The sequence below is a fragment of the Lederbergia citri genome (genome assembly GCF_018343625.1).
In the GTDB taxonomy this organism is placed as follows: Bacteria; Bacillota; Bacilli; order Bacillales; family Bacillaceae_C; genus Lederbergia; species Lederbergia citri.
In genome coordinates, this window is the sequence record NZ_JAGYPG010000003.1 from 361269 (window position 1) to 382060 (window position 20792).

General features: G+C 39.3%; 22 protein-coding genes. 16 read left to right on the forward strand and 6 right to left on the reverse strand.

Annotated features, from left to right (window positions below):
- Positions 1-117: 117 nt before the first annotated feature.
- Genes KHA97_RS17900 through KHA97_RS17920 form a run of 5 tightly spaced genes read left to right on the forward strand, consistent with a single transcriptional unit; the run spans position 118 to position 4878 of the window.
- Complete coding sequence (locus tag KHA97_RS17900) at positions 118-993, forward strand: YIEGIA family protein (RefSeq protein WP_213126131.1); 876 nt, start codon at positions 118-120, stop codon at positions 991-993.
- A 15-nt stretch (positions 994-1008) separates the two neighbouring features.
- Complete coding sequence (locus KHA97_RS17905) at positions 1009-1203, forward strand: capping complex subunit for YIEGIA (RefSeq protein WP_213126132.1); 195 nt, start codon at positions 1009-1011, stop codon at positions 1201-1203.
- A gap of 26 nt (positions 1204-1229) precedes the next feature.
- Positions 1230-3557: a xanthine dehydrogenase family protein molybdopterin-binding subunit gene (locus tag KHA97_RS17910; protein ID WP_213126461.1), complete on the forward strand. Its 2328-nt coding sequence runs from the start codon at positions 1230-1232 to the stop codon at positions 3555-3557.
- Positions 3554-4390 carry an FAD binding domain-containing protein gene (locus KHA97_RS17915; RefSeq protein WP_213126133.1) on the forward strand — a complete coding sequence of 279 codons (837 nt, stop codon included), beginning with the start codon at positions 3554-3556 and terminating at the stop codon, positions 4388-4390. The genes KHA97_RS17910 and KHA97_RS17915 overlap by 4 nt, the downstream gene beginning before the upstream one ends.
- Positions 4387-4878, forward strand: coding sequence for a (2Fe-2S)-binding protein (locus KHA97_RS17920; RefSeq protein WP_213126134.1), 492 nt, complete (start codon positions 4387-4389; stop codon positions 4876-4878). The genes KHA97_RS17915 and KHA97_RS17920 overlap by 4 nt, the downstream gene beginning before the upstream one ends.
- 23 nt (positions 4879-4901) lie before the next feature.
- On the opposite strand, the gene KHA97_RS17925 is transcribed toward KHA97_RS17920, so the two are convergent.
- Positions 4902-5291, reverse strand: coding sequence for a hypothetical protein (locus tag KHA97_RS17925; protein ID WP_213126135.1), 390 nt, complete (start codon positions 5289-5291; stop codon positions 4902-4904).
- 236 nt (positions 5292-5527) lie between these two features.
- Positions 5528-6985, reverse strand: a complete 1458-nt coding sequence (locus KHA97_RS17930; RefSeq protein ID WP_213126136.1) for a carbon starvation CstA family protein — start codon at positions 6983-6985, stop codon at positions 5528-5530.
- Positions 6986-7237: 252 nt separating this feature from the next.
- Here KHA97_RS17930 and KHA97_RS17935 point away from each other — a divergent pair, with 252 nt between their 5' ends.
- From KHA97_RS17935 to KHA97_RS17950, 4 genes are all read left to right on the forward strand, one after another.
- Entirely contained in the window at positions 7238-8188 is a 951-nt protein-coding gene (locus KHA97_RS17935; RefSeq protein ID WP_213126137.1) for an ABC transporter permease, read from the forward strand.
- Entirely contained in the window at positions 8181-9131 is a 951-nt protein-coding gene (locus KHA97_RS17940; RefSeq protein ID WP_213126138.1) for an iron chelate uptake ABC transporter family permease subunit, read from the forward strand. Before KHA97_RS17935 ends, KHA97_RS17940 begins: the two co-directional genes overlap by 8 nt.
- Positions 9128-9889, forward strand: coding sequence for an iron ABC transporter ATP-binding protein (locus KHA97_RS17945; RefSeq protein WP_213126139.1), 762 nt, complete (start codon positions 9128-9130; stop codon positions 9887-9889). Before KHA97_RS17940 ends, KHA97_RS17945 begins: the two co-directional genes overlap by 4 nt.
- A gap of 254 nt (positions 9890-10143) precedes the next feature.
- The gene (locus KHA97_RS17950; RefSeq protein WP_213126140.1) at positions 10144-10521 is read left to right on the forward strand and encodes an MmcQ/YjbR family DNA-binding protein; all 378 of its coding nucleotides are present in this window, start codon (positions 10144-10146) and stop codon (positions 10519-10521) included.
- Positions 10522-10574: 53 nt separating this feature from the next.
- Here KHA97_RS17950 and KHA97_RS17955 read toward each other — a convergent pair whose 3' ends face one another.
- Entirely contained in the window at positions 10575-12578 is a 2004-nt protein-coding gene (locus KHA97_RS17955) for a penicillin-binding transpeptidase domain-containing protein (protein ID WP_213126141.1), read from the reverse strand.
- A gap of 131 nt (positions 12579-12709) precedes the next feature.
- Here KHA97_RS17955 and KHA97_RS17960 point away from each other — a divergent pair, with 131 nt between their 5' ends.
- The 3 genes from KHA97_RS17960 to KHA97_RS17970 all read left to right on the forward strand — a co-directional run bounded on the left by KHA97_RS17960 (position 12710) and on the right by KHA97_RS17970 (position 15387).
- Complete coding sequence (locus tag KHA97_RS17960; protein WP_213126142.1) at positions 12710-13639, forward strand: manganese-dependent inorganic pyrophosphatase; 930 nt, start codon at positions 12710-12712, stop codon at positions 13637-13639.
- 171 nt (positions 13640-13810) lie between these two features.
- Positions 13811-14644, forward strand: a complete 834-nt coding sequence (gene pheA / locus KHA97_RS17965) for a prephenate dehydratase (RefSeq protein WP_233713617.1) — start codon at positions 13811-13813, stop codon at positions 14642-14644.
- Between the two features lie 17 nt (positions 14645-14661).
- Positions 14662-15387 carry a DsbA family oxidoreductase gene (locus tag KHA97_RS17970; RefSeq protein WP_213126144.1) on the forward strand — a complete coding sequence of 242 codons (726 nt, stop codon included), beginning with the start codon at positions 14662-14664 and terminating at the stop codon, positions 15385-15387.
- 12 nt (positions 15388-15399) lie between these two features.
- Here KHA97_RS17970 and KHA97_RS17975 read toward each other — a convergent pair whose 3' ends face one another.
- Entirely contained in the window at positions 15400-15867 is a 468-nt protein-coding gene (locus tag KHA97_RS17975) for a threonine/serine exporter family protein (protein WP_213126145.1), read from the reverse strand.
- A gap of 128 nt (positions 15868-15995) precedes the next feature.
- Positions 15996-16754, reverse strand: a complete 759-nt coding sequence (locus KHA97_RS17980; protein ID WP_267912450.1) for a threonine/serine exporter family protein — start codon at positions 16752-16754, stop codon at positions 15996-15998.
- 172 nt (positions 16755-16926) lie between these two features.
- Here KHA97_RS17980 and KHA97_RS17985 point away from each other — a divergent pair, with 172 nt between their 5' ends.
- Positions 16927-17142, forward strand: coding sequence for a hypothetical protein (locus KHA97_RS17985; RefSeq protein WP_213126146.1), 216 nt, complete (start codon positions 16927-16929; stop codon positions 17140-17142).
- A 159-nt stretch (positions 17143-17301) separates the two neighbouring features.
- Here KHA97_RS17985 and KHA97_RS17990 read toward each other — a convergent pair whose 3' ends face one another.
- Positions 17302-18249 carry an urea transporter gene (locus KHA97_RS17990; protein ID WP_213126147.1) on the reverse strand — a complete coding sequence of 316 codons (948 nt, stop codon included), beginning with the start codon at positions 18247-18249 and terminating at the stop codon, positions 17302-17304.
- Between the two features lie 182 nt (positions 18250-18431).
- Here KHA97_RS17990 and KHA97_RS17995 point away from each other — a divergent pair, with 182 nt between their 5' ends.
- From KHA97_RS17995 to ureC, 3 genes are read left to right on the forward strand one after another with little or no spacing between them, the layout of a single operon-like run.
- On the forward strand, positions 18432-18734 hold the full coding sequence (locus tag KHA97_RS17995; RefSeq protein ID WP_213126148.1) for an urease subunit gamma: 303 nt from the start codon (positions 18432-18434) through the stop codon (positions 18732-18734).
- Positions 18735-18754: 20 nt separating this feature from the next.
- Positions 18755-19078 carry an urease subunit beta gene (gene ureB, locus KHA97_RS18000; RefSeq protein ID WP_213126149.1) on the forward strand — a complete coding sequence of 108 codons (324 nt, stop codon included), beginning with the start codon at positions 18755-18757 and terminating at the stop codon, positions 19076-19078.
- Positions 19075-20784, forward strand: a complete 1710-nt coding sequence (ureC, locus tag KHA97_RS18005) for an urease subunit alpha (protein WP_213126150.1) — start codon at positions 19075-19077, stop codon at positions 20782-20784. The genes ureB and ureC overlap by 4 nt, the downstream gene beginning before the upstream one ends.
- The last annotated feature ends 8 nt before the right edge of the window (positions 20785-20792 follow it).

Sequence of the window (20792 nt, forward strand, 5' to 3'; positions counted from 1 at the left end):
TGCGCTTTTCTTACTTCCCTTCAAATGTTCCCAAATCGTTCCAGTTCCATAACATATTATTTACTAATTTTGGTTACCATACTAACAATTATCATTAGCAAATTTAAGGGGACGAAAATGAATTACTTATTATCTGTTGTTATTGGGGTTGCGTTCGGCACGATTTCTCGATTTGTCTTATTGCGAACCGATTTTCGGCAGTATCCTACATATCCGCAAGGTAGAATGATTCATTTATCATTTGGTTTTATTGCTGCCTTTATTGGAGCGGTGGCCGTTCCTTCCGTGCTTGATTCCAATTGGACGGCAGTGACGTTTCTAGGACTTGCTGCAACTCAATTCCGCGAAGTTCGGAAAATGGAACGAGATACACTTGAACAAGTTGATCAAAGCGAGATGGTCCAGCGAGGAACTCCTTTTATTGAGGGAATGGCCCAGGCTTTTGAAAGTCGAAACTATTTAGTTATGTTTACAGCCCTTGTCACTACCCTTTTGACAATCATTAATTTATGGCTGGGAATTCTTGGTGGGGTTGCCATGCTCTTTGTCGTTAAGCTTAATATGGGTGGAGTTGTGTTAAAAGCGATTGCTGATGTAACGGAAGGTGAGATTCGCTTTGAAGGACCAAATTTATATGTTGGGGACATTCATATAAAAAATGTCGGACTAAAAGTGAACAGGAAAATTATTATGGAGCGGGCTGTTGGCGCCATCATTATTCCGAAAAATGAAAATAGCGTTGTAACGTTATCGCATCTTGGTCAAAGGCAGGCCATGCTTCACCATGTAGCAAATGTGCTCGGTGTGTATCTTGATTCAGGGGAGCCAAGTTTTATTCCACTTTCCAAAAGAGATATGAATGATGGAAGGCTTGGGGTTTTCCTCATGCCGCAAGAAAAGGATTTTAAGCAAATAAAAACTGTGCTAGAGAATGTTCCAGTTTTAGATAATGCGATTCGACTTCCTGACGAAGGTAATAAAGGAAAGAAATGAGTAGGAGTGTTGGAAATGCCTGATGAGCAAAAGGCTTCGATAGTAGCAGTTGTTACGACGAAACAAGCTGGCGTCAATGGAGGGGGAGCTCCATTTTTTATTGTAGAAAATGAAGAGGCTTTGCAAAAAGTAAGCATGAGTCTTGAGAGAATACTAGATGCTGCAGCTAGTGAAATAGACGAAAATACCATTGTCATTGTGACAAGGTAAAAAGTAAGGAGTTTTGAACAATGCATATGAATGTTGGCAAAACGGTGCAAAGAATAGATGCTGTTGAAAAAGCTGCAGGGACAGTTCAATATTTAGGTGATTCCTCTTTTCCTGGGCTTTTGCACGCAAAGCTTGTAACGAGTACACATGCACATGCCAAAATTAAGTCAATTAATACGGAGGAGGCTTGGAAGGTGCCGGGTGTCCGTGCCATTGTAACAGGCGAAATGTTTCCGTTTCATATTGGCCCTATTTTAGCAGATCGTCCTCCATTAGCGTTTGAAAAGGTGCGTTATCACGGTGAACCATTGGCCATCGTCGTTGCTGATCAGGAATTCCGGGCAAAACAGGCTGCTTTTAAGGTAAAAGTCGAGTATGAGTCTCTGCCTGTCGTAAACTCAGTACAGCAAGCTTTTCAGAATGATTCTCCACTTGTTCACGAAAACTCCGGCCGGTATCAAAAAATCATAAGCAATGTTTACCCTGTCCAAGGAACAAATATCGGAAGCCATATAAAAATTCGTAAAGGTGACTTTATTTCTGTTTGGGAAAATTGTGAAGTGAAAATTAGCAAACATTTTTCTTTCAGTATTTCAGACCATGCAGCGATTGAAACAAGAAGTGCTAGAGTTGAAATCAATCCGGCGGGTAAGGTTATTGTTCATTCAACTACACAATCGCCTTATACCATTAAAAAAGTATTGAATCAATTTTTTAATATTGCGGTTGGGAATATTATTGTCCACGCTCCATTGGTTGGAGGTGCGTTCGGTGGGAAGGGGACAGTCCAACTGGAGCCTCTTGCTTATTTAGCCTCAAAATCAGTCGGGGGAAAGCTTGTAAAGTTGGACTATGAACGGGAGGAAGATTTGATCACAGCCCCTTGTCATATTGGTTTTGATGCTACTGTAAAGTTGGGTGCAACAAAGGATGGAAAACTTGTCGCCGGCCAATATACATACTTGATTGACGGTGGAGCATACACCGACCAAGCGGCAGGGATTACAAGAGCCGCAGCCCTTGATTGTACAGGTCCATATCATATACCGAATGTTTGGTGTGATTCTTATTGTATGTACACGAATCATCCATATGGAACTTCATTCAGGGGGTACGGGCATCCAGAACTCACATTTGCTGTTGAACGTACGATGGACATGTTGGCGAAACAACTGAATATGTGTCCAATTCAGTTAAGAAAGATGAATGCGATTAAACCTGGTCACACATCACCGACACAAGCGGTAATAACGGCAAACAATATTGGCGACGCTGAAAAATGCATTGAACGAGTGAAGGAACTGATCGAATGGGATAAAGGGCAGCGAATTGAAATGAGTTCCAGAAAAATTCAGTCAAAAGGCATATCTTTATTTTGGAAAACATCCACGACAGCAACGAATGCCCAAGCAGGAGTGGTTATTACGTTTGAAGCGGATGGTAGTGTGAATTTAAACTGTGCCGCCATTGAATTGGGGCAGGGGACTAAAACGATTCTTGCCCAAATTCTTGCTGAAAAATTAGGGATGGAAATGAATAAAATCCATGTGACGATGGAGATAAATACACAGTATGACCCTCATCAATGGCGCACGGTAGCTAGCAGTACAACGTTCCTTGCAGGAAGAGCGGTCATGTCTGCCGCCGACCATGCCATCGCACAATTGAAAAAAACGGCTTCCATCGCGATGCATTGTTCAATTGAAGATTTAGAGGTAGGCGGTGGCAGGGTTTATTTAAAAGCAAATCCCGAGTATGGAGTAAATATTAAAGATATCGCCTTAGGGTATAAATATCCGAATGGTCATGCTGTTGAGGGACAAGTAGTGGGAATGGGCAAACATATTCAAAGAAGATTAACTCCGATGGACAAAGAAACGGGATTTGGTAAACCAGGTCCTTGGTGGTCCGTAGGGGCGCAAGCAGTTGAAGTGGAATGGGATAAAAAAGACTATACGTATAAACTGTTAAAAGCAGTAACCGTTTTAGACGGGGGAACAATCATTAATCCAGGAACAGCTACACAACAAATGCGGGGCGGGATGTATTTAGGCCTTAGTTTTGCAAGCAGTGAAGGTTTTATTTTTAATGAAAATGGACTTCTTCAAAATCCTCAATTAAGAACATATCAAATGCTTAGGTTTGGAGAACAACCCATAGAGTACTTAGTTGATTTTGTCGAAACGCCATCTGCCGATGGACCGTATGGAGCTCGTGGGATTGGTGAGTATGGAGTAATTGGCATGGCGGGAGCACTTGCCAACAGTCTTTCAGTGGCCGCCGAAGTGGAACTTAATCAATTGCCACTTCATCCGGAATATATTTGGAGAGCGAAGAAGGAGAATGCCACATGATCCCATTCGATTTTTCCTATTATAAACCAACAACAATTAATGAGGCATTGCAAATATATGAAAAAGTCAGCAGCCAAAACAAGAAACCGGTATATTTTTCCGGGGGAACAGAATTCATTACTTTTGCACGGATGAATAAGGTATTTGCTGATGCGGTCATTGATTTAAAGGGTATTAGGGATTGTTTAGTTTTAGAAGAGCAAGATGAACAACTGATTATAGGTTCGGGTGTATCGTTAAATACGATTGCTGATTCCAACATTTTTCCATTATTAGGGCAAAAAGTGAAGGATGTTGCCGATCACACATCACGAAATAAAATCACAATTGGCGGAAACATCAATAGTCAATTGATTTATAAAGAAGGGATACTGCCACTTCTGTTATCAGATGCGAAAGTGAAGATTGCAGGGAAAGAGGGGGTTCAGATTCATTCATTAAATGAAGTTTTTAATGTGAATCTTCAGCTGGAACAAGAGCAGTTTCTCGTGCAAATTATCGTTGAAAAGTCTTATGCAGAGGAGCCTTTTTTCACTTTGAAAAAGACGAAATTTTCACAGGTTGGTTATCCGATCGTTTCGTTGGCGGCAATGGTAAAGAATCAGCAAATTCGTACAGCATTTAGCGGAGTTTGCAACTATCCATTCCGTTCCGAAAACATCGAAAAAATATTAAATGATACTTCATTTACGTTTACTGACAGGGTTGAAAAAGCCATTGTCTTACTGCCTGACACCATTATAGATGATATTCAAGCATCAGCGGAGTATCGTGAATTTGTATTAAAAAATGCATTGCTGGAAACTCTGGAAACATTGGAGCTGAAAAAATGACAGAAGGAACATCTAAAGCATTCGTCCAACTTCTTATAAATGGAGAAATTCGCGAGGTCGCCATTCGTTCCGCTGACACTCTATTGTCTACACTTCGGAATGAGCTTGGCTTGAATGGTGCAAAGCGTGCATGTGAAAATGGGGATTGTGGCGCTTGCACAGTGTTGGTAAATGATGAACCTATGCATTCTTGTCTTACTCTATCAATAGAAAATACAGATAAAATGATTACAACCATTGAAGGATTAATGGGGTCGCCAATTCAAAGGGCTTTCGTTGAAAATTGGGCAATTCAATGTGGATTTTGTACACCTGGCTTTATCGTAAATTGCCAAGGTCTCATGAACAAGTACCCTGATGCAGATGACGACTTGATAGAAGAGTGGATGCAATCTAACTTATGCAGATGTACAGGTTATGCGGAGATAAAAGCCGCCATTAAAGCGGCATTATTAGAAGGGAAAAAACAGAATGAGGAGGTCTCCTGACTAGAGACAACCCCATACTTGCTTTATCCTTTTTTAAAGCTATTGTTACCGTTGTTTAATGATTGGATAAGTTGAAGAGTTTGTGAAGCCTGTTCAATTTGTTGTTGAACTTGTTCTAGTTGCTGTTGTTCAGCGGTTGTTGATTGTGTGGATGCTAGACCTTGCATTTTATTAAGCTGCCCCGTTGCTTGTTGAAGTTGCTGCTGTGCTTGCTGTAACGACTGAACATCAACCATAGAAGAATTTTGTTGGATTGTTTGTTCCGCTTGCTGCATCGCTTGTAGAGCTTGTTTCTTTTGGTTTTGGAATTGTTGCCCCATTTGAGCTTGGTTTTGCGTAGTCTCTTGCTGCTGAAGTTGCATTTGTTGTTCCTTATAGCTTTGTCCTTGTTGCTGTTGTTGATGATTCGTCATGTATAAACCCCTTCTGATTAAAATTTAGATTTCTATCTATTAGTGTTCTTACAAACTGCTTTTTTTATCCGAATTCAACACAGCAATTACAATATATTGATGTGAAAAATAAGAAAAACCAGGCACAAACTGTGCCCGGTTTTCCTGTAGCGGTGTTTTTCGCTGCAACCAACTAAGTGCAAACATATTTAAAATTATAATCGATAAAAAGGTATTTCCGCTTTTCCTACGGTATATTAAGACGCTTTGCCTAACCCATCATCAAGGATAATTGGTTTTATTCCTTTTTCAGCTGCATCGAGTTTTACTCTTAGACCCATGAAGAATCCTGCAATAATAATGATTGTAATTATACTCGCTACAATGTAGGACATATTCATTGATAAATTAAATCCAATCTTTGCATTTAAAATAAAAGTGAATGTAGTCATCGTTATAAAAACAGCTGGAATGGTAGCGATCCAATAGTTTTTCTTTTGTAATGCTAGATACATTGCGCCGATCCACAATGCAATCATCGCTGTTGTTTGGTTAGCCCAAGCAAAATATCTCCAAAGTATATTAAAATCCATTTGTGTTAGGGCGACTGATATCGCAAACATCGGAAGAGCAATCCATAAGCGATTTCCAAATTTCTTTTGGCTAAGTCTGATATAATCTGCAATAATCATACGGGCACTTCTGAAAGCTGTGTCACCAGAAGTAATTGGAAGGACGATAACTCCGAGAACAGCAATCGTTCCGAATACAGCACCAAGTGTCGTAACGGAAACTTCTTTTACAATTCCAGCAGGTCCTACTTCAGAAAGTAATTGATTCAATGAAGTTCCATCAAAAATGGACATAGCTGCAGCAGCCCAAATCATCGCAATAATGGCTTCTGCAATCATCATTCCATAGAAAATGTAACGTCCTTGTGATTCTCTTTGAGTTGTACGTGAGATTATTGGTGACTGTGTTGCGTGAAATCCAGATAATGCTCCACATGCAATCGTAATAAAAAGGATTGGAAAGATTGGTAGATTATCAGGATGCATATTTGTAAAGCTAAGCTCAGGAATAGTGTATCCTTGGAAGATCAGTGCACCACCAATTCCAACAGCACTAATCAATAGAATTAATCCAAGAATCGGATAAATTCTTCCAATGATTTTATCAATAGGGAGTAATGTAGCTAATAGATAATAAACAAAAATAATGGCTACCCAGACTCCTACTGACATCCATCCCTTCGTTAAGTCTCCGAGAAGTCCTGCAGGTGCAGTGACAAAGACGGTTCCTACGAGAATAAGCAAGAGAATGGAAAAGGCGTTCACCACATGCTTAAAGGCTTTGCCAAGAAACATACCGGCAAGTTCCGGCAAGTGGGCACCACGATTTCTTAGCGAGATCATACCAGTTAAATAATCATGTACTGCACCAGCAAAGATTGCCCCAAACACAATCCAGAGAAAGGCGACCGGTCCGTATAATGCCCCCATAATAGGTCCGAAAATAGGACCAACTCCAGCTATATTTAGCAATTGAATGAGAGAGTTGCGCTGTTTACCCATTGGCACATAATCCAAACCATCCGCAAGCGTGTAAGCCGGTGTTTTGCGATTTTCTTTTACCCCAAAAACCTTTTCAACATACTTTCCATACGTGAAATAACTCACGACTAACAAAATGATTGCCGCAAAAAAAGTAATCATGTACATACCTCCTCATTATTTATGAATGCGCTTACATTCTATCATATAGAACCTATTTTGAATAGAGTAATATGTTAGAGAATGTTCATAATTTGCATTTTACTGATAATGATTATCAGTTATAAGTTGACTTGAAAACCCTTCGTGCTATAATGAATTTGAAGTATTGATAATCATTTTCAATTAAATTAATTATTTAATATACCTTTATACTTGGGTAAAAACTACTTAATATATTCGGAGTTTTCTTCTATGAAAATAAAGTACTTAATCATTACATTAATACTGACATCATTGCTTTCGTTATTTATTGGTGTCAGCAATATCACTCCTTTAGATCTGCTTCATTTTCAATCGGAAGAAACGCAGATTTTTCTTATAAGCCGCTTGCCGAGATTGATGGCAATTATCTTAGCTGGTTCCGGAATGAGTATTGCTGGTCTTATTATGCAGCAGCTAAGCCGCAATAAATTTGTATCGCCCACAACAGCAGGAACGCTAGATGCAACAAGACTTGGGATTCTAGTTTCCATGCTTTTATTCGCAAATGCGTCTACATTAGAAAAAATGCTTGTCGCTTTTGCTTTTGCCCTCGGTGGTACGTTGCTTTTTATGCAAATCTTAGATCGAATTAAGTTTAAAGATGCTATCTTTATTCCACTTGTTGGTTTAATGTTTGGGAATATACTGTCTTCTATTACAACGTTTTTTGCGTATCGCGCAGACGTCATTCAAAATATGTCCGCCTGGCTTCAGGGGGATTTTTCAATGATTATGAAAGGTCGTTATGAACTCCTTTATATAAGCATTCCTGTACTAGTTATCGCTTACTTATATGCGAATCGATTTACGGTTGCAGGGATGGGGGAGGACTTTTCCAAAAATCTAGGCCTCGCTTATAAGCGGGTCGTAAATATCGGTTTAATTCTTGTAGCACTCATTACCGCTACAGTCGTACTTACGGTCGGGATGATTCCGTTTCTTGGTTTGATAATCCCAAATATCGTATCTATTGCAAAGGGCGATCACTTGCAAAAGACATTGCCGCATACAGCGCTATTAGGCGCAATTTTCCTGCTTGTGTGTGATATTTTGGGCCGTGTGCTTATTTATCCATATGAAATTTCCATCAGCTTAATGGTGGGAGTAATCGGAAGCGGTATTTTCCTATATTTACTGTTCCGGAGGAAAGCGTATGCGTAATTCTTTTAAAATTGTAATCTTAGCACTCGTAGCTGCTGGTTGTGTAGGCATTTATTTATTTCATCAATTAAACGGAAGCTTTGACTATGCCTTGCCGCGTAGAGGTATAAAAGTACTTGCAATGGTTTTGACAGGGCTCGCTATCGCTTATGCAACGGTCGTATTCCAGACGATTACTCATAATCGGATTTTAACGCCGAGTATTATGGGACTGGATTCCCTTTATTTGCTTATTCAAACATTGGCGATTTTCTTTTTAGGATCCGATCATATTACGATTGTAAATAAGCAGGTTAATTTTATTTTATCCGTATTGACCATGGTCGTTTTCGCTTTACTTATTTATCAATTTTTATTTAAAAAAGGCCAACGCCCGATTTATTTTTTACTATTAGTTGGAATAATCGTCGGCACCTTTTTCCAAAGTATCTCAACCTTTTTACAAGTGTTAATAGATCCGAATGAATTTCAAATTGTTCAGGACAAGATGTTTGCAAGCTTTAATAATGTAAATGGGGATCTTGTTTGGTTATCATTACTCGTAATCGGAATGGTGATTTTAATTGGTTGGCGGTCAATCCCTTATTTAGATGTATTGTCTTTAGGGAGAGAAACTGCGATTAATCTTGGAGTTTCCTACGACAAAATTGTGAAGCAAATGCTGGTCATTTCAGCTATTTTAATTTCAGTATCCACAGCACTAGTAGGACCAATTACATTTTTCGGGCTAATTGTAGCAAATTTATCATATCAATTTTTTAAAACATATAAACATAGCACTTTAATTAGTGGAGCAGTTTTGATGAGTGTAATAGCACTCGTTGGGGGACAATGGGTTGTAGAGCGGATATTTACGTTTTCAACAACTTTAAGTGTGATTATTAATTTCATTGGCGGAGTGTATTTCATTTATTTATTACTGAAGGAGAGTCGATCCGCATGATACAAGTACGTGGGTTATCGAAAATATATGGAAAAAAACAAGTCGTGGAAGATGTGACTGTTGATATACAAAGAGGACAAATTACTTCCTTTATCGGACCAAACGGCGCAGGTAAATCTACGTTGTTATCGATGGTAAGCAGACTGCTTGATGCTGATACTGGGGAAGTCCTCGTCGATAAAACCGATTCTCGAGGAATGAAGTCAAATGAGTTCTCGAAAAAGGTTTCCATATTGAAGCAGTCCAACTACATGAATGTTCGATTAACTGTTCGAGAGCTTGTTTCGTTCGGAAGATTTCCGTATTCTAAAGGGAGACTAACTGCCGAAGATAAACAAAAGGTAGACGAAGCCCTTGAATACATGGCTTTGACTGAGATGGAAGATACCTATATTGAAGAACTTTCAGGCGGCCAGCGTCAACGCGCCTTTATCGCGATGGTGATTGCTCAAGATACCGATTATATTTTACTTGATGAACCTTTAAATAATTTGGATATGAAGCATTCTGTTCAAATTATGAAAATTTTGCGCAGACTAGTAGACGAACTTGGAAAAACGGTCGTCATCGTCCTTCATGATATTAATTTTGCATCTGTTTATTCCGATAGAATTGTTGCTTTAAAAAATGGCCGGGTTGTAAAAGATGGGCCGACAGAGGAAATCATTCAATCTGATTCATTGAAAGAGATTTATGATATGGATATTCCGATTAAACAGTTGAATAACTGTAGGATATGTGTGTATTTTAATTCTTAATCGTAAAAGCCTATATTAAGGGACTATGTACTATCAAATTACTTAAAAGTTGATAAATAGAAAAATCGTATTAGGATTGTGGCTCAGCGGGAAACCCTGAGCCATTTTTACGTAAATTTGGAGGCCGGAAGATAATGACCATCTTATCTAATAAAAAGTGCAGGATAAAGGATTGGATGCAAAGAATTGTACAATTAAGAACTAATTACTTTGAGTGATGAGGAAGGATAAAAGAAAAGAAGGGAAATGACAAAATGAACACGGTAGAGAATGTAAGGGCCTTCGTAATCTCCTTGCCGGAAGTGGAAGAACGGGATCATTGGGGAAAACCTTCATTTAGAGTCCGAAATAAGATATTTGTAACCATTCAGGAAGATGGAACATCCTTAATTGTGAAAACGACTCAAGAGGATCGGATGGTCTATACGGAGTTGGATCCATCTATATTTAGCGTTCCTACCAGATATTCCAACCTCAATTACATGGTAGTCAGGTTGGATCTTATCTCTCAAGTAGAATTGCGGGGATTGTTAATCAAGGGCTGGAGTCTTGTTGCTCCAAAGAGTCTAGTAAACAATTTGGATGTTAAAAGTTATTTGGAGCCAGGAATCTTAGCAAGATGGAAATTATAAAAAAGGAACTGCCTATTAAGTTAGTTAAACGACCTAAAGGCAGTTCCTTTTTTTCATTTCTTTATTTCTGTAAAAACATTTTTTACTTTTTCAACTGCATTTCCTGTTCCGTCGGCCTCTAGCATTAATGCAATTAAAGTATCCGGATGATCAGGATTATATGCAACAAACCAGCTATTCTCTTTTCCTTTTTTTCCTTGTTCTTCTTTAGCGAACTCTGCTGTACCTGTTTTTCCAGCGAGCGGATATCCGTTAATTCTAGCACCACGCGCTGTACCGTGAGGGTCTTCAACTACTTTTCTGAGAGCAGCGCCTAAATGATCGACTTCCTCTTGGCTTAACAAGTTTTCCTTCCAGACTTCCCCTTGTTTCTCGTCCGTAAGTAAAATGGGTTTGATCATATTTCCGTTATTTGTAAAAATCGTAAAGGCTGAGGCAAGATGCAGTACATTCATTTCAATTTGACCTTGGCCATAGCTAGAATCTGCTAATGCAATTTCCGAATCGATGGTTCCGATACTTGATGTATGCATCGGGTAAGCAAATGACATATCTTCATCAAAGCCAAAGTTTTTCAATCCAGCAATGAACTTATCCTGACCCATTTGTAATGTTGTTTGGGCAAAATAAATATTATCTGAATAGATAAGAGCTTTTTCAAGGTCAATTGGTACTCCAGGATCGCTTACCCTAGTTACTTTATATTTCCCCCAAGAGGCATCTTTTTGCCAAGATAAATCTTTAATAGGAAGTGCTGTTTTCCAATCAAGCGTTCCTTCTTTTAATCCAATGGCCGCTGTAATCGGTTTAAGAACAGAACCAGGCGCAAAAGTAGAATTAAATCGATTGAGCATTGGTTTTGCTGGATTTTCCTCGAGAGCCTTCCATTCGTCATTTGTAGCTCCTAAAGCCAACATATTAGGATCATAGCTGGGACTGCTAACTAGCGCCAACGTTTCTCCAGTCTCAGGGTTGATGGCAGTGGCTGTTCCCGGCTTTCCAGCTAGTTGATCAAAAATAGTCACCTGAAGTGCGCTATCAATTGTCAACTGGACGTCTTCCCCGTCTTTTACTTCTTTTTCAGCAAGGACGGCCTCACTTCCATCTTCCTTTTGTATGACAATTTTTACTCCAGGCTCACCTCTTAATCGATCTTCAAACACATTTTCAAGTCCCCGTCTACCAATCATGTCCGAAGGTGAGTATCCTTTTCCTTTATTTTCTTCCAAATCATCAGCTGTGACAGGGGCGATATTACCTGTTAAGTGGGCAGCTCTTGCTCCAAGTGGATACACTCGTGCTTCAACATCCATTCCAATAACGCCTGGAACTTGTCCAACTTTTTCACGGAGCTCCATATTGTCTTTCGGAATCGTTTTAATTGGCACAAAGCTATCAGGCTTCACCCAAGATTGTCCTAACGCCTTTTCAATCTGTTCGGTACTAACGCCTAAAATTTCGGACACTTGTTTAATGCTTTTCTCTTCCTGCCCCTTCATATCTTTAGGAACCAAACCAATTTGCCTTGCGGCTCCATTTTCCGCGAGGGCTATTCCGTTTCGATCTAAAATCGATCCGCGTTTTGGAGATGTCATCGGGACTGCAATTTTATCTCCCTCTCCAAGCTCCGGAAAAATAAAACTTGTATCCCAATTCAGCAACCATTCCGTTTTTTCCTCCTCTTCTTCCTTCACGAAATTCGCTTCATGGTTAAAAGCAATCTCCCCGGCTAGACTATCCATTTTTACGTCGAATGGGAACTGTACTTCAGTTACTTCCTTATCCGTTTCTTCTTCCGGTTTCTTAAATTGAACCTTTAAATTTTTGATCTCTAAGTCCCCAAATATTTTTTTGTAGCGGTCTACAAAGTCTTCTTTTGTAATATTCTCTTTTGAATCAGTCGATAAAAATTCATACATTTTATCGAACTTTTGCTCATTCCAAAGTTTCACATATTCAGCAAAACGATCTTCAGGTTTAGCTTCTTTTTCTTTATTACAAGCAACCAATAAGGAACTAAGTATTAAACTTAATGAAATCAAGACGAATTTTCTCATCCTCATACCTCCCCTTGTCGATTATTGTAACATTTAAAAGTCTTGAAAAAAAAACAACTCGTTTTTTCAAACCTCTATCGATATGTTAAAATGAAAAAAGTTAATGATTACATAAAGCAAGGAGAATACAAATGGAGAACATTCTTATTTTCGGTCATAAGAACCCTGATACTGATTCAATCTGTTCCGCCCTAGTGTACGCAGATATTAAATCGAAGCTTGGACAAAATGTTGAACCTGTTCGTTTAGGAGAGGTGAACGGTGAAACTAAGTTTGCACTGGATACCTTTAGTGTTGAGGCGCCGCGCCTTGTTCATACAGTTGCAAATGAAACGGACAAAGTTATTTTAGTTGACCATAATGAACGTCAACAAAGTGCCGAAGACATTGAAAAAGTACGTGTCGTAGAAGTAATCGACCATCATCGGATTGCTAATTTTGAAACGAGTGATCCACTCTATTTCCGTGCTGAACCTGTTGGATGCACTGCTACCATTTTGAAAAAAATCTATAAAGAAAATGGTTTGGAAATTGATAAAAAAATGGCCGGCCTTATGCTATCTGCCATTATTTCTGACTCCTTATTGTTTAAATCACCAACATGCACAGAAGAAGATGTGGTGGCTGCTCGCGAACTTGCTGAAATCGCTGGAGTTGATGCGGACAGCTATGGTCTTAATATGCTTAAAGCTGGGGCTGATGTTAGCAGTAAAACAGTTGAACAGCTATTATCTGTAGATGCGAAAGAATTTACAATGGGTAACGCAAAAGTGGAAATCGCTCAAGTAAATGCTGTTGGTGTTGAGGAAGTACTCGAGCGCAAAGCTGAAATTGAAGAAGCTCTTAATCGAGTGATTGAACAAAAAGGGTTGGATTTATTCTTATTTGTCGTAACAGATATTTTGACGAATGATTCTACAGCAATTGCTGTCGGCCAAGCGGCTAAAGCAGTTGAACAAGCATTTAATGTGACTCTAGACCACAATAAAGCGATATTAAAGGGAGTAGTTTCCCGCAAAAAGCAAATCGTTCCACCATTAACAGATGCGTTAAATAAATAAGGACTCCTTGCTAAAGACTACGTGAAGGCTTGAAATCAATAATTAAGTGAGAAGTCATGTAGTAAGAGAGTCGATGGGTGCTTAACGAATAAGGACAGCGAGATGCTGTCCTTTACTTTTATAGACAAACTGCATTATAATTTTTAGAATTCAACCAGATGCAGAAGGGGTATGTTTATTTTGAAAGTAGCTTATTTAGGACCAAAGGGGACTTTTTCAGAAGAAGCAGCGTTACGTTATTTTTCAACATCCGCCAGTGAAACGATTATGTATAGCACTATTTTTGATGTTCTTGAAGCGGTTGACGAAGGGGAAGTCGATAAGGGGATTGTTCCAATTGAAAATGCGATTGAAGGAACGATCACCATGACGACTGACGGTTTAGTTAATTATAATGTGTGGATTGAAGGAGAAGCCGTATTGCCTGTTAGGCTTCACTTGTTAACGGTAAAAGGGGCTAGATTAGAGGATATTAAAGAGATATGGTCGATTCCTCCAGCGCTTGCACAATGTAGGATTTTCACGAAGGAAATGAAGGCTCAGACAAAACACTTTAGCAGTACCTCAAGGGCAGCGGAGGCACTAGGTCAATCTGGGAGAATGGACGCGGGAGCAGTTGCGTCTGAATTGGCTGCAGAAATATTTGGTTTAGATATTGCAAAAAGAGATATTCACGATAACAATTGTAACTCTACGAGATTCCTTGTTTTATCAAAAACACCTAACGGAAACATTCATGAAACCGATAAATCGATGCTTTTGATTACACCTACAGAAGATCGTCCAGGCTTGCTTGCCATTATTTTAAATGTATTTTCTTCATTAAATATAAATCTTTCGTGGATTGAATCTCGCCCAACTAAGAAGAAGCTAGGTACTTACCGATTTTTCATCGAAGCCGCATTAGGGGTCCACGATGCTAATTTGAAAAAGGCTGTAACGATTCTTGAAGCATATGGACATGAAGTTAGGGTGCTAGGAAGTTATAAGACAACAAAATTATAATATCGAGGTGCTAACTTATGAAAATAGAAGTATGGTCCGATTTTGTTTGTCCATTTTGTTATATTGGCAAACGCCGGTTAGAGGAGGCGTTATCAAAGTTTCCGCATCGCGATAAGGTGGAAGTTGTGTTTCGCAGTTTTGAACTCGATCCTAATTCCCCTAAAGAGCAAAATAAAAACATCCACGAAGCACTTGCTGCCAAATATGGGGTAAGCGTAGAAGAAGCAAAACGAATGAATGAAGGAGTCGGAGAGCAGGCTAGAAGCGGAGGTCTTACATTTAATTTTGAAAAGATGGTTCCGACTAATACATTTGACGCTCACCGTTTAGCCCATTATGCCAAAACCGAAGGCAAGGATGCAGCGCTAACAGAAGTACTACTTAAAGCGTATTTTACTGATTCCAAGAAACTAAGTGACAAAGACACTTTAGCCGATCTTGCAGAAACAGTTGGCCTTGATCGGGAAAAGACAATGTCAGTATTAAATGATGACGATGCTTTTGCAGATGATGTCCGTTTTGACGAAAGCACAGCGCAGCAAATTGGTGTGCGGGGAGTTCCATTTTTCGTCTTTAATCAAAAATATGCCATATCTGGTGCTCAACCTTCCGAGTCGTTTTTAGGTGCGCTAGAAAAAGTTTGGCAAGATGAAAATAGTGCTCCGATTCTTCAAGATCTATCTGAAGATGCCAATGGAGCAAGCTGTGAAGATGGAAGTTGTGCGGTTCCAACAGATAAATAAAAATCCGATCTCTTAGGAGATCGGATTTTTCCTTCGGGTTCGCAATCCTTTTATTATTTTCATTATAAACTGCACAAGTACCTCAGCAAAAACGAGCCCCATTGCGATTGCGCTTGCGATGATGAAGGCTTTCATAGCGAGTGGAATGGCTTTTGAATAATCATTGCTGACTACATGGCGCATTGCGTCGTAAGCTGTACCACCTGGTACGAGAGGTATAATGCCAGCTACGATAAAAACAATAATTGGAGTTCTATAGCGCTTTGCCATAATATGACCGATAATGGCAACGATGAAAGCACCGCTAAATGCAGCTTGAACCACGTCTATCCCTGAATCAATCATCACGATATAGACAAACCATCCCGCCATTCCAGCTACACCACAATGAAATAACGCTTTCCGAGGAGCGTTAAAGATGATTCCGAAGCCGACGGCTGATATCATGGATAAAATTAAATGTGTTAAGAAATAAATCATGTCCTGACATCCTTTTACTTTAGTGTCCTGCTACAGCCGTTTGGGCTCGAGGTCATAAATCAGTGGCAAGTTAATAAGCGAACATTTTGCCTAAAACATATCCTATTGACAATCGCCTTCTGCTTTTCTTATAGCCATAATGAATATACAAATGCAACGCCAGCACCAATCGCCAATGCCGTTAAAAAAGCTTCTGCTCCTTTTGATAATCCGGATACAAAGTGTCCCGCCATAAGATCGCGTATAGCGTTTGTTATAAGTAAACCGGGAACTAGTGGCATAACCGATGCAATTACAATCAAATCAAGTTGCTTCCCCCAGCCATTATTTACTGCAAGCATCCCCAGTAATCCAATGACAAATGATGCCGAAAACTCAGAAAAAAACTTTACTTTGGCATGAAAGTGTATGACTAAAAAGGTTGAAAACCCTATTCCTCCTACAAATATAGCAGGTACATAATCAGCCCAAGTTCCTTTAAACATAATTAAAAAGCTACCGCTCGCAATGGCAGCTGCTACGATTTGAAGCCAAATAGGGAAAGCGAAATTTGCCTTTTCCAGGTCCTTAAGGGCTAGGAGAGCTTCGTTTGCATTCAATTTTCCTTCTGCGATACTCCTTGAGATATGATTGACTTTCGTAATTTTCTCCAAATCAGTCCCTCGTTCACTAATTCGTACAAATTGTGATGGATTTGAACCTTCTAAAGAAAATATAATTCCAGTCGGCGTCACAAAGCTTTGAGTTTCATTGAATCCGTATGACGCAGCCATTCTCATCATCGTATCCTCTACACGATACGTTTCAGCTCCACTTTTCATCAATATTTTACCTGCCAGAAGACAAGCATCGATTAAATGTTGTTCATTTAAATGATTGTTGTTCAATTTATCAACTCCAAAGATTTTGCCAGAGTGTCTCTAATTGTATCATTTTTTAAATTGGTTTTCTTAATACTACACCATCTATTTTTCCATTATAAATTTTATACGACTATGATTTTAAAAAAGGAACATAATTTAAAGGAAGGGCAACATGAAAAAAGATAGGAGGTTTATCATGTATGATGATTTTGAAGTAAAGCCAATGTTTGAAGGGCAATTTCATGAACGTCCTCAATTTAAGGTAACTATTCAAGGAAATGATTATCAAGGAATTAGGCACGATGGTGAAATAAAATGGTTTCATCCTCATCCCCATAAAGTTTTTGAAGATCAACACGTAGAAGCAATAGAATCACAAGTGCATGAACAATTGGATAACATGGTGGAATGACATAAAAGGCATCCGACAAAAAATGATCGGATGCCTTTTATTTATTACTCGGAGGCTCGCAGGATTCCGGATCAAGACATTGCGAAGTACATGGATGTACTAGTGCAGGCAAAGTGACAGAAAGTCGTTGCCTGAGTCTGGAGCAGGACGTTGCACTCTTCACAATCCAGGTAAAACTTTTCTTGCTCCCAAAATAATCCAAGTGCTAAGTACGAATGGCATGGTTAATGCTGGCAGGCCGTATGGTAATAGCCAAGTACTTACACTCGCTGTAAGAAGCACTGTTAAAACAGCGGCTAAAATACCTGAAAAAAGTAGCTCGCCAAATGGTTTATGATTAGTATAAAATGCCCCCACTGCTAAAGAGGCTAAAATGGCATTGTAACCATAGAGACCTGAATATATTAACGAATGTTCTCCTCCAAGCCAGAACGAGACAAGTAAAGCAACTGTATTGCCTATTATTGTAAACAGGCCAAATTTCCACCCAGCTAAAAAAACAGCTATAAAAAGTAAAATACCCGAAAAAGGATTATCGAGAAAAAAGATTTGCTCGATGCCGCCAACTGCACCCTCAACCCAGTTTATTTCCCCTGCAGTATTTAATTCCCAACTTGATAAATTTTGAGGAACTAATGCTTTAGATAAATCAAAAGTTTTTAATCTATATGTAACGAGCAACATAAACCAGGTCAGAACAACAAAGGGAGCGGTTAGTACAGGGAGTTCCTTATTTTTCATAAAGTGCATCATAGTGGCTGTTAGAATCGCTGCAACAGCTGCTCCAAAAAGAGCAATAATCCAATGGTAGGGCCCGCTCATATATAACATTAAAGCTATCCCAGTCAGTACGGAGTTGTAACCGAAAAGACCTTGTTTTACTTTAGCTTCATCCGCTCTTCCCAACTTGCCTACAAAAGTTCCTAATATAGATGATAATAGTGTGATAATACCTAACACAATAGATGCACATGATATGGCTATCAATATAATGATCCCAGTTAAAACATTTTCTATTAAGATTACTTGTGAAATACCTTTCATGGAAGCGATAAGGAATTGAACGATATTTCCTTCTGTCCATGAATTCCGATGATTCTTTGGCATAATAACGTCCCTTTCCCTCTCGTCTTCTCTCTTTATTTAAATTTCCCATTAGATGTTGTTTAATCCCTATAAAAATAGAATGCATTTTTATGATTAATTTTTTAAAAAGAGTAATTTTCATTTTTATGTAAATAATAATTGAAGTCGTTTGGTAAATGTTACATGAACAGGGAGGTTTTACAATGCTTTTATCACCAAGAGAAATTGACAAGCTCATGATTGTCGTAGCTGCCGATTTGGCCAGAAGGAGGAAAGAGCGTGGTTTAAAATTAAATTATCCTGAAGCAGTGGCATTAATTACACATGAGGTACTGGAAGGTGCAAGAGACGGTAAAACCGTTGCTGAGTTAATGGAATATGGGGGGACAATCCTATCGAGTGAGGATGTTATGGAAGGTATCCCGGACATAATTGATGATATTCAAGTGGAAGCAACGTTTCCAGACGGTACAAAGCTTGTGACTGTACATAATCCGATACGATAATGATTCAGGAGGCATAAAACATGCAACCAGGACAATTATTTTTAAAAGAAGAAGACATTTTTATCAATAAAGGCAAAGAGGTATTTAAAGTCTCTGTAAAGAATACTGGGGACCGACCTGTTCAGATAGGTTCTCATTTTCATTTTTATGAAGTAAATGAGGCCCTTCAATTTAATAGGGAAGAAACTCTAGGAAAACGTTTAAACGTTCCCGCTGGAGCTGCAGTAAGATTTGAACCCGGTGATGAAAAAGAAGTGGAATTAATTCGTTATGGTGGAGAACAAAAGGTTTATGGATTTAACAACAAAGTAGATGGGTCTGTAGAAAGAGGTGGCATTAAATGAGTGAAATGTCTAGAAAGCAATATGCTCAAATGTATGGCCCTACTACAGGTGATTCCATTCGTTTAGCAGATACAGATCTATTCATCCAAGTTGAGAAGGATTATACAACCTATGGGGAAGAGGTCGTATTCGGAGGCGGTAAGGTCATTCGTGATGGTATGGGGCAAAACCCTTTGGTTACAAGGGGGGACGACATCCCAGATGTAGTCATTACGAATGCTGTTATCCTCGACTATACCGGGATTGTTAAAGCGGATATTGCCATTCGAGATGGAAAGATATTTAAGATTGGAAAAGCGGGTAATCCACTCGTAATGGACAATGTGGATATTGTAATTGGCGCATCTACAGAAATCATCGCTGGAGAAGGAATGATTGTAACTGCAGGTGGAATCGACACACATGTCCACTTTATTAATCCCACCCAAATCGAAACGGCTCCTGCAGCAGGGCTTACAACGTTAATTGGTGGCGGAACAGGTCCAGCTGCAGGATCAAAGGCAACAACGGTTACTCCTGGTGAATGGAATATTCACAGAATGCTCGAAGCATCTGAAGCTCTACCCATTAATGTTGGTTTTACAGGAAAGGGACAAGCCGCAACGGAAGAGCCGCTAGCTGAGCAAATCAGGGCAGGTGCTATAGGGTTAAAAGTCCATGAAGATTGGGGAGCTACACCGTCAGCACTTGACCACGCATTAAGGGTAGCTGACAAATATGACGTTCAGGTAGCACTTCATGCAGACACTTTGAACGAAAGTGGATTCATGGAAAATACAATGGCTGCGCTTAAAGACCGAGTCATTCATATGTATCATACCGAAGGTGCAGGGGGAGGACATGCTCCTGACTTAATTAAATCAGCTAGTTATATGAATGTCTTGCCGTCTTCGACCAATCCAACGATGCCATACACGATTAATACAGTGGATGAGCATTTGGATATGTTAATGGTTTGTCACCATTTGAACCCTTCCATTCCAGAGGATTTGGCCTTTGCAGATTCACGTATCAGACGAGAAACGATTGCCGCAGAAGATATACTTCAAGATATGGGTGTGTTTAGTATGGTTAGTTCTGATGCACAGGCAATGGGGCGAATTGGCGAAGTGATTCTGCGCACATGGCAAGTGGCTGATAAAATGAAAAAACAAAGAGGGACGCTGGAAGGAGATAGCAAGCTTTCTGATAATAATCGTGCAAAGCGCTATGTGGCGAAATATACAATTAATCCTGCGATTACTCATGGTATCTCCGAGTATGTCGGATCTGTAGAGGTAGGGAAAATTGCCGATCTTGTCATTTGGAACCCTGCGTTTTTCGGAGTTAAGCCTGAAATGGTATTAAAGAACGGATTTGTTGTTGAAAGCTTAATGGGAGACGCGAACGCTTCAATTCCTACTCCTCAACCAGTGATTTATCGGCCAATGTATGCTCAACTTGGGAAGGCATTGTCCAACAGCTCAATTACGTTTATTTCTCAAGTGGCTTTTGATAATAACGTTCCAGAAAAACTTGGTTTGAAAAAGATGGCTCTTCCTGTTCGGGGGATTCGAAAATTAACAAAAAAGGATATGAAACTTAATTCTGAAACACCTGATATAACGGTTGATCCACAAACATATGAAGTAAAAGTAAATGGAGAATTAATTTATTGTGATCCTGTAGATATCGTTCCGATGGGTCAAAGATATTTCCTTTTCTGAGGTGAACA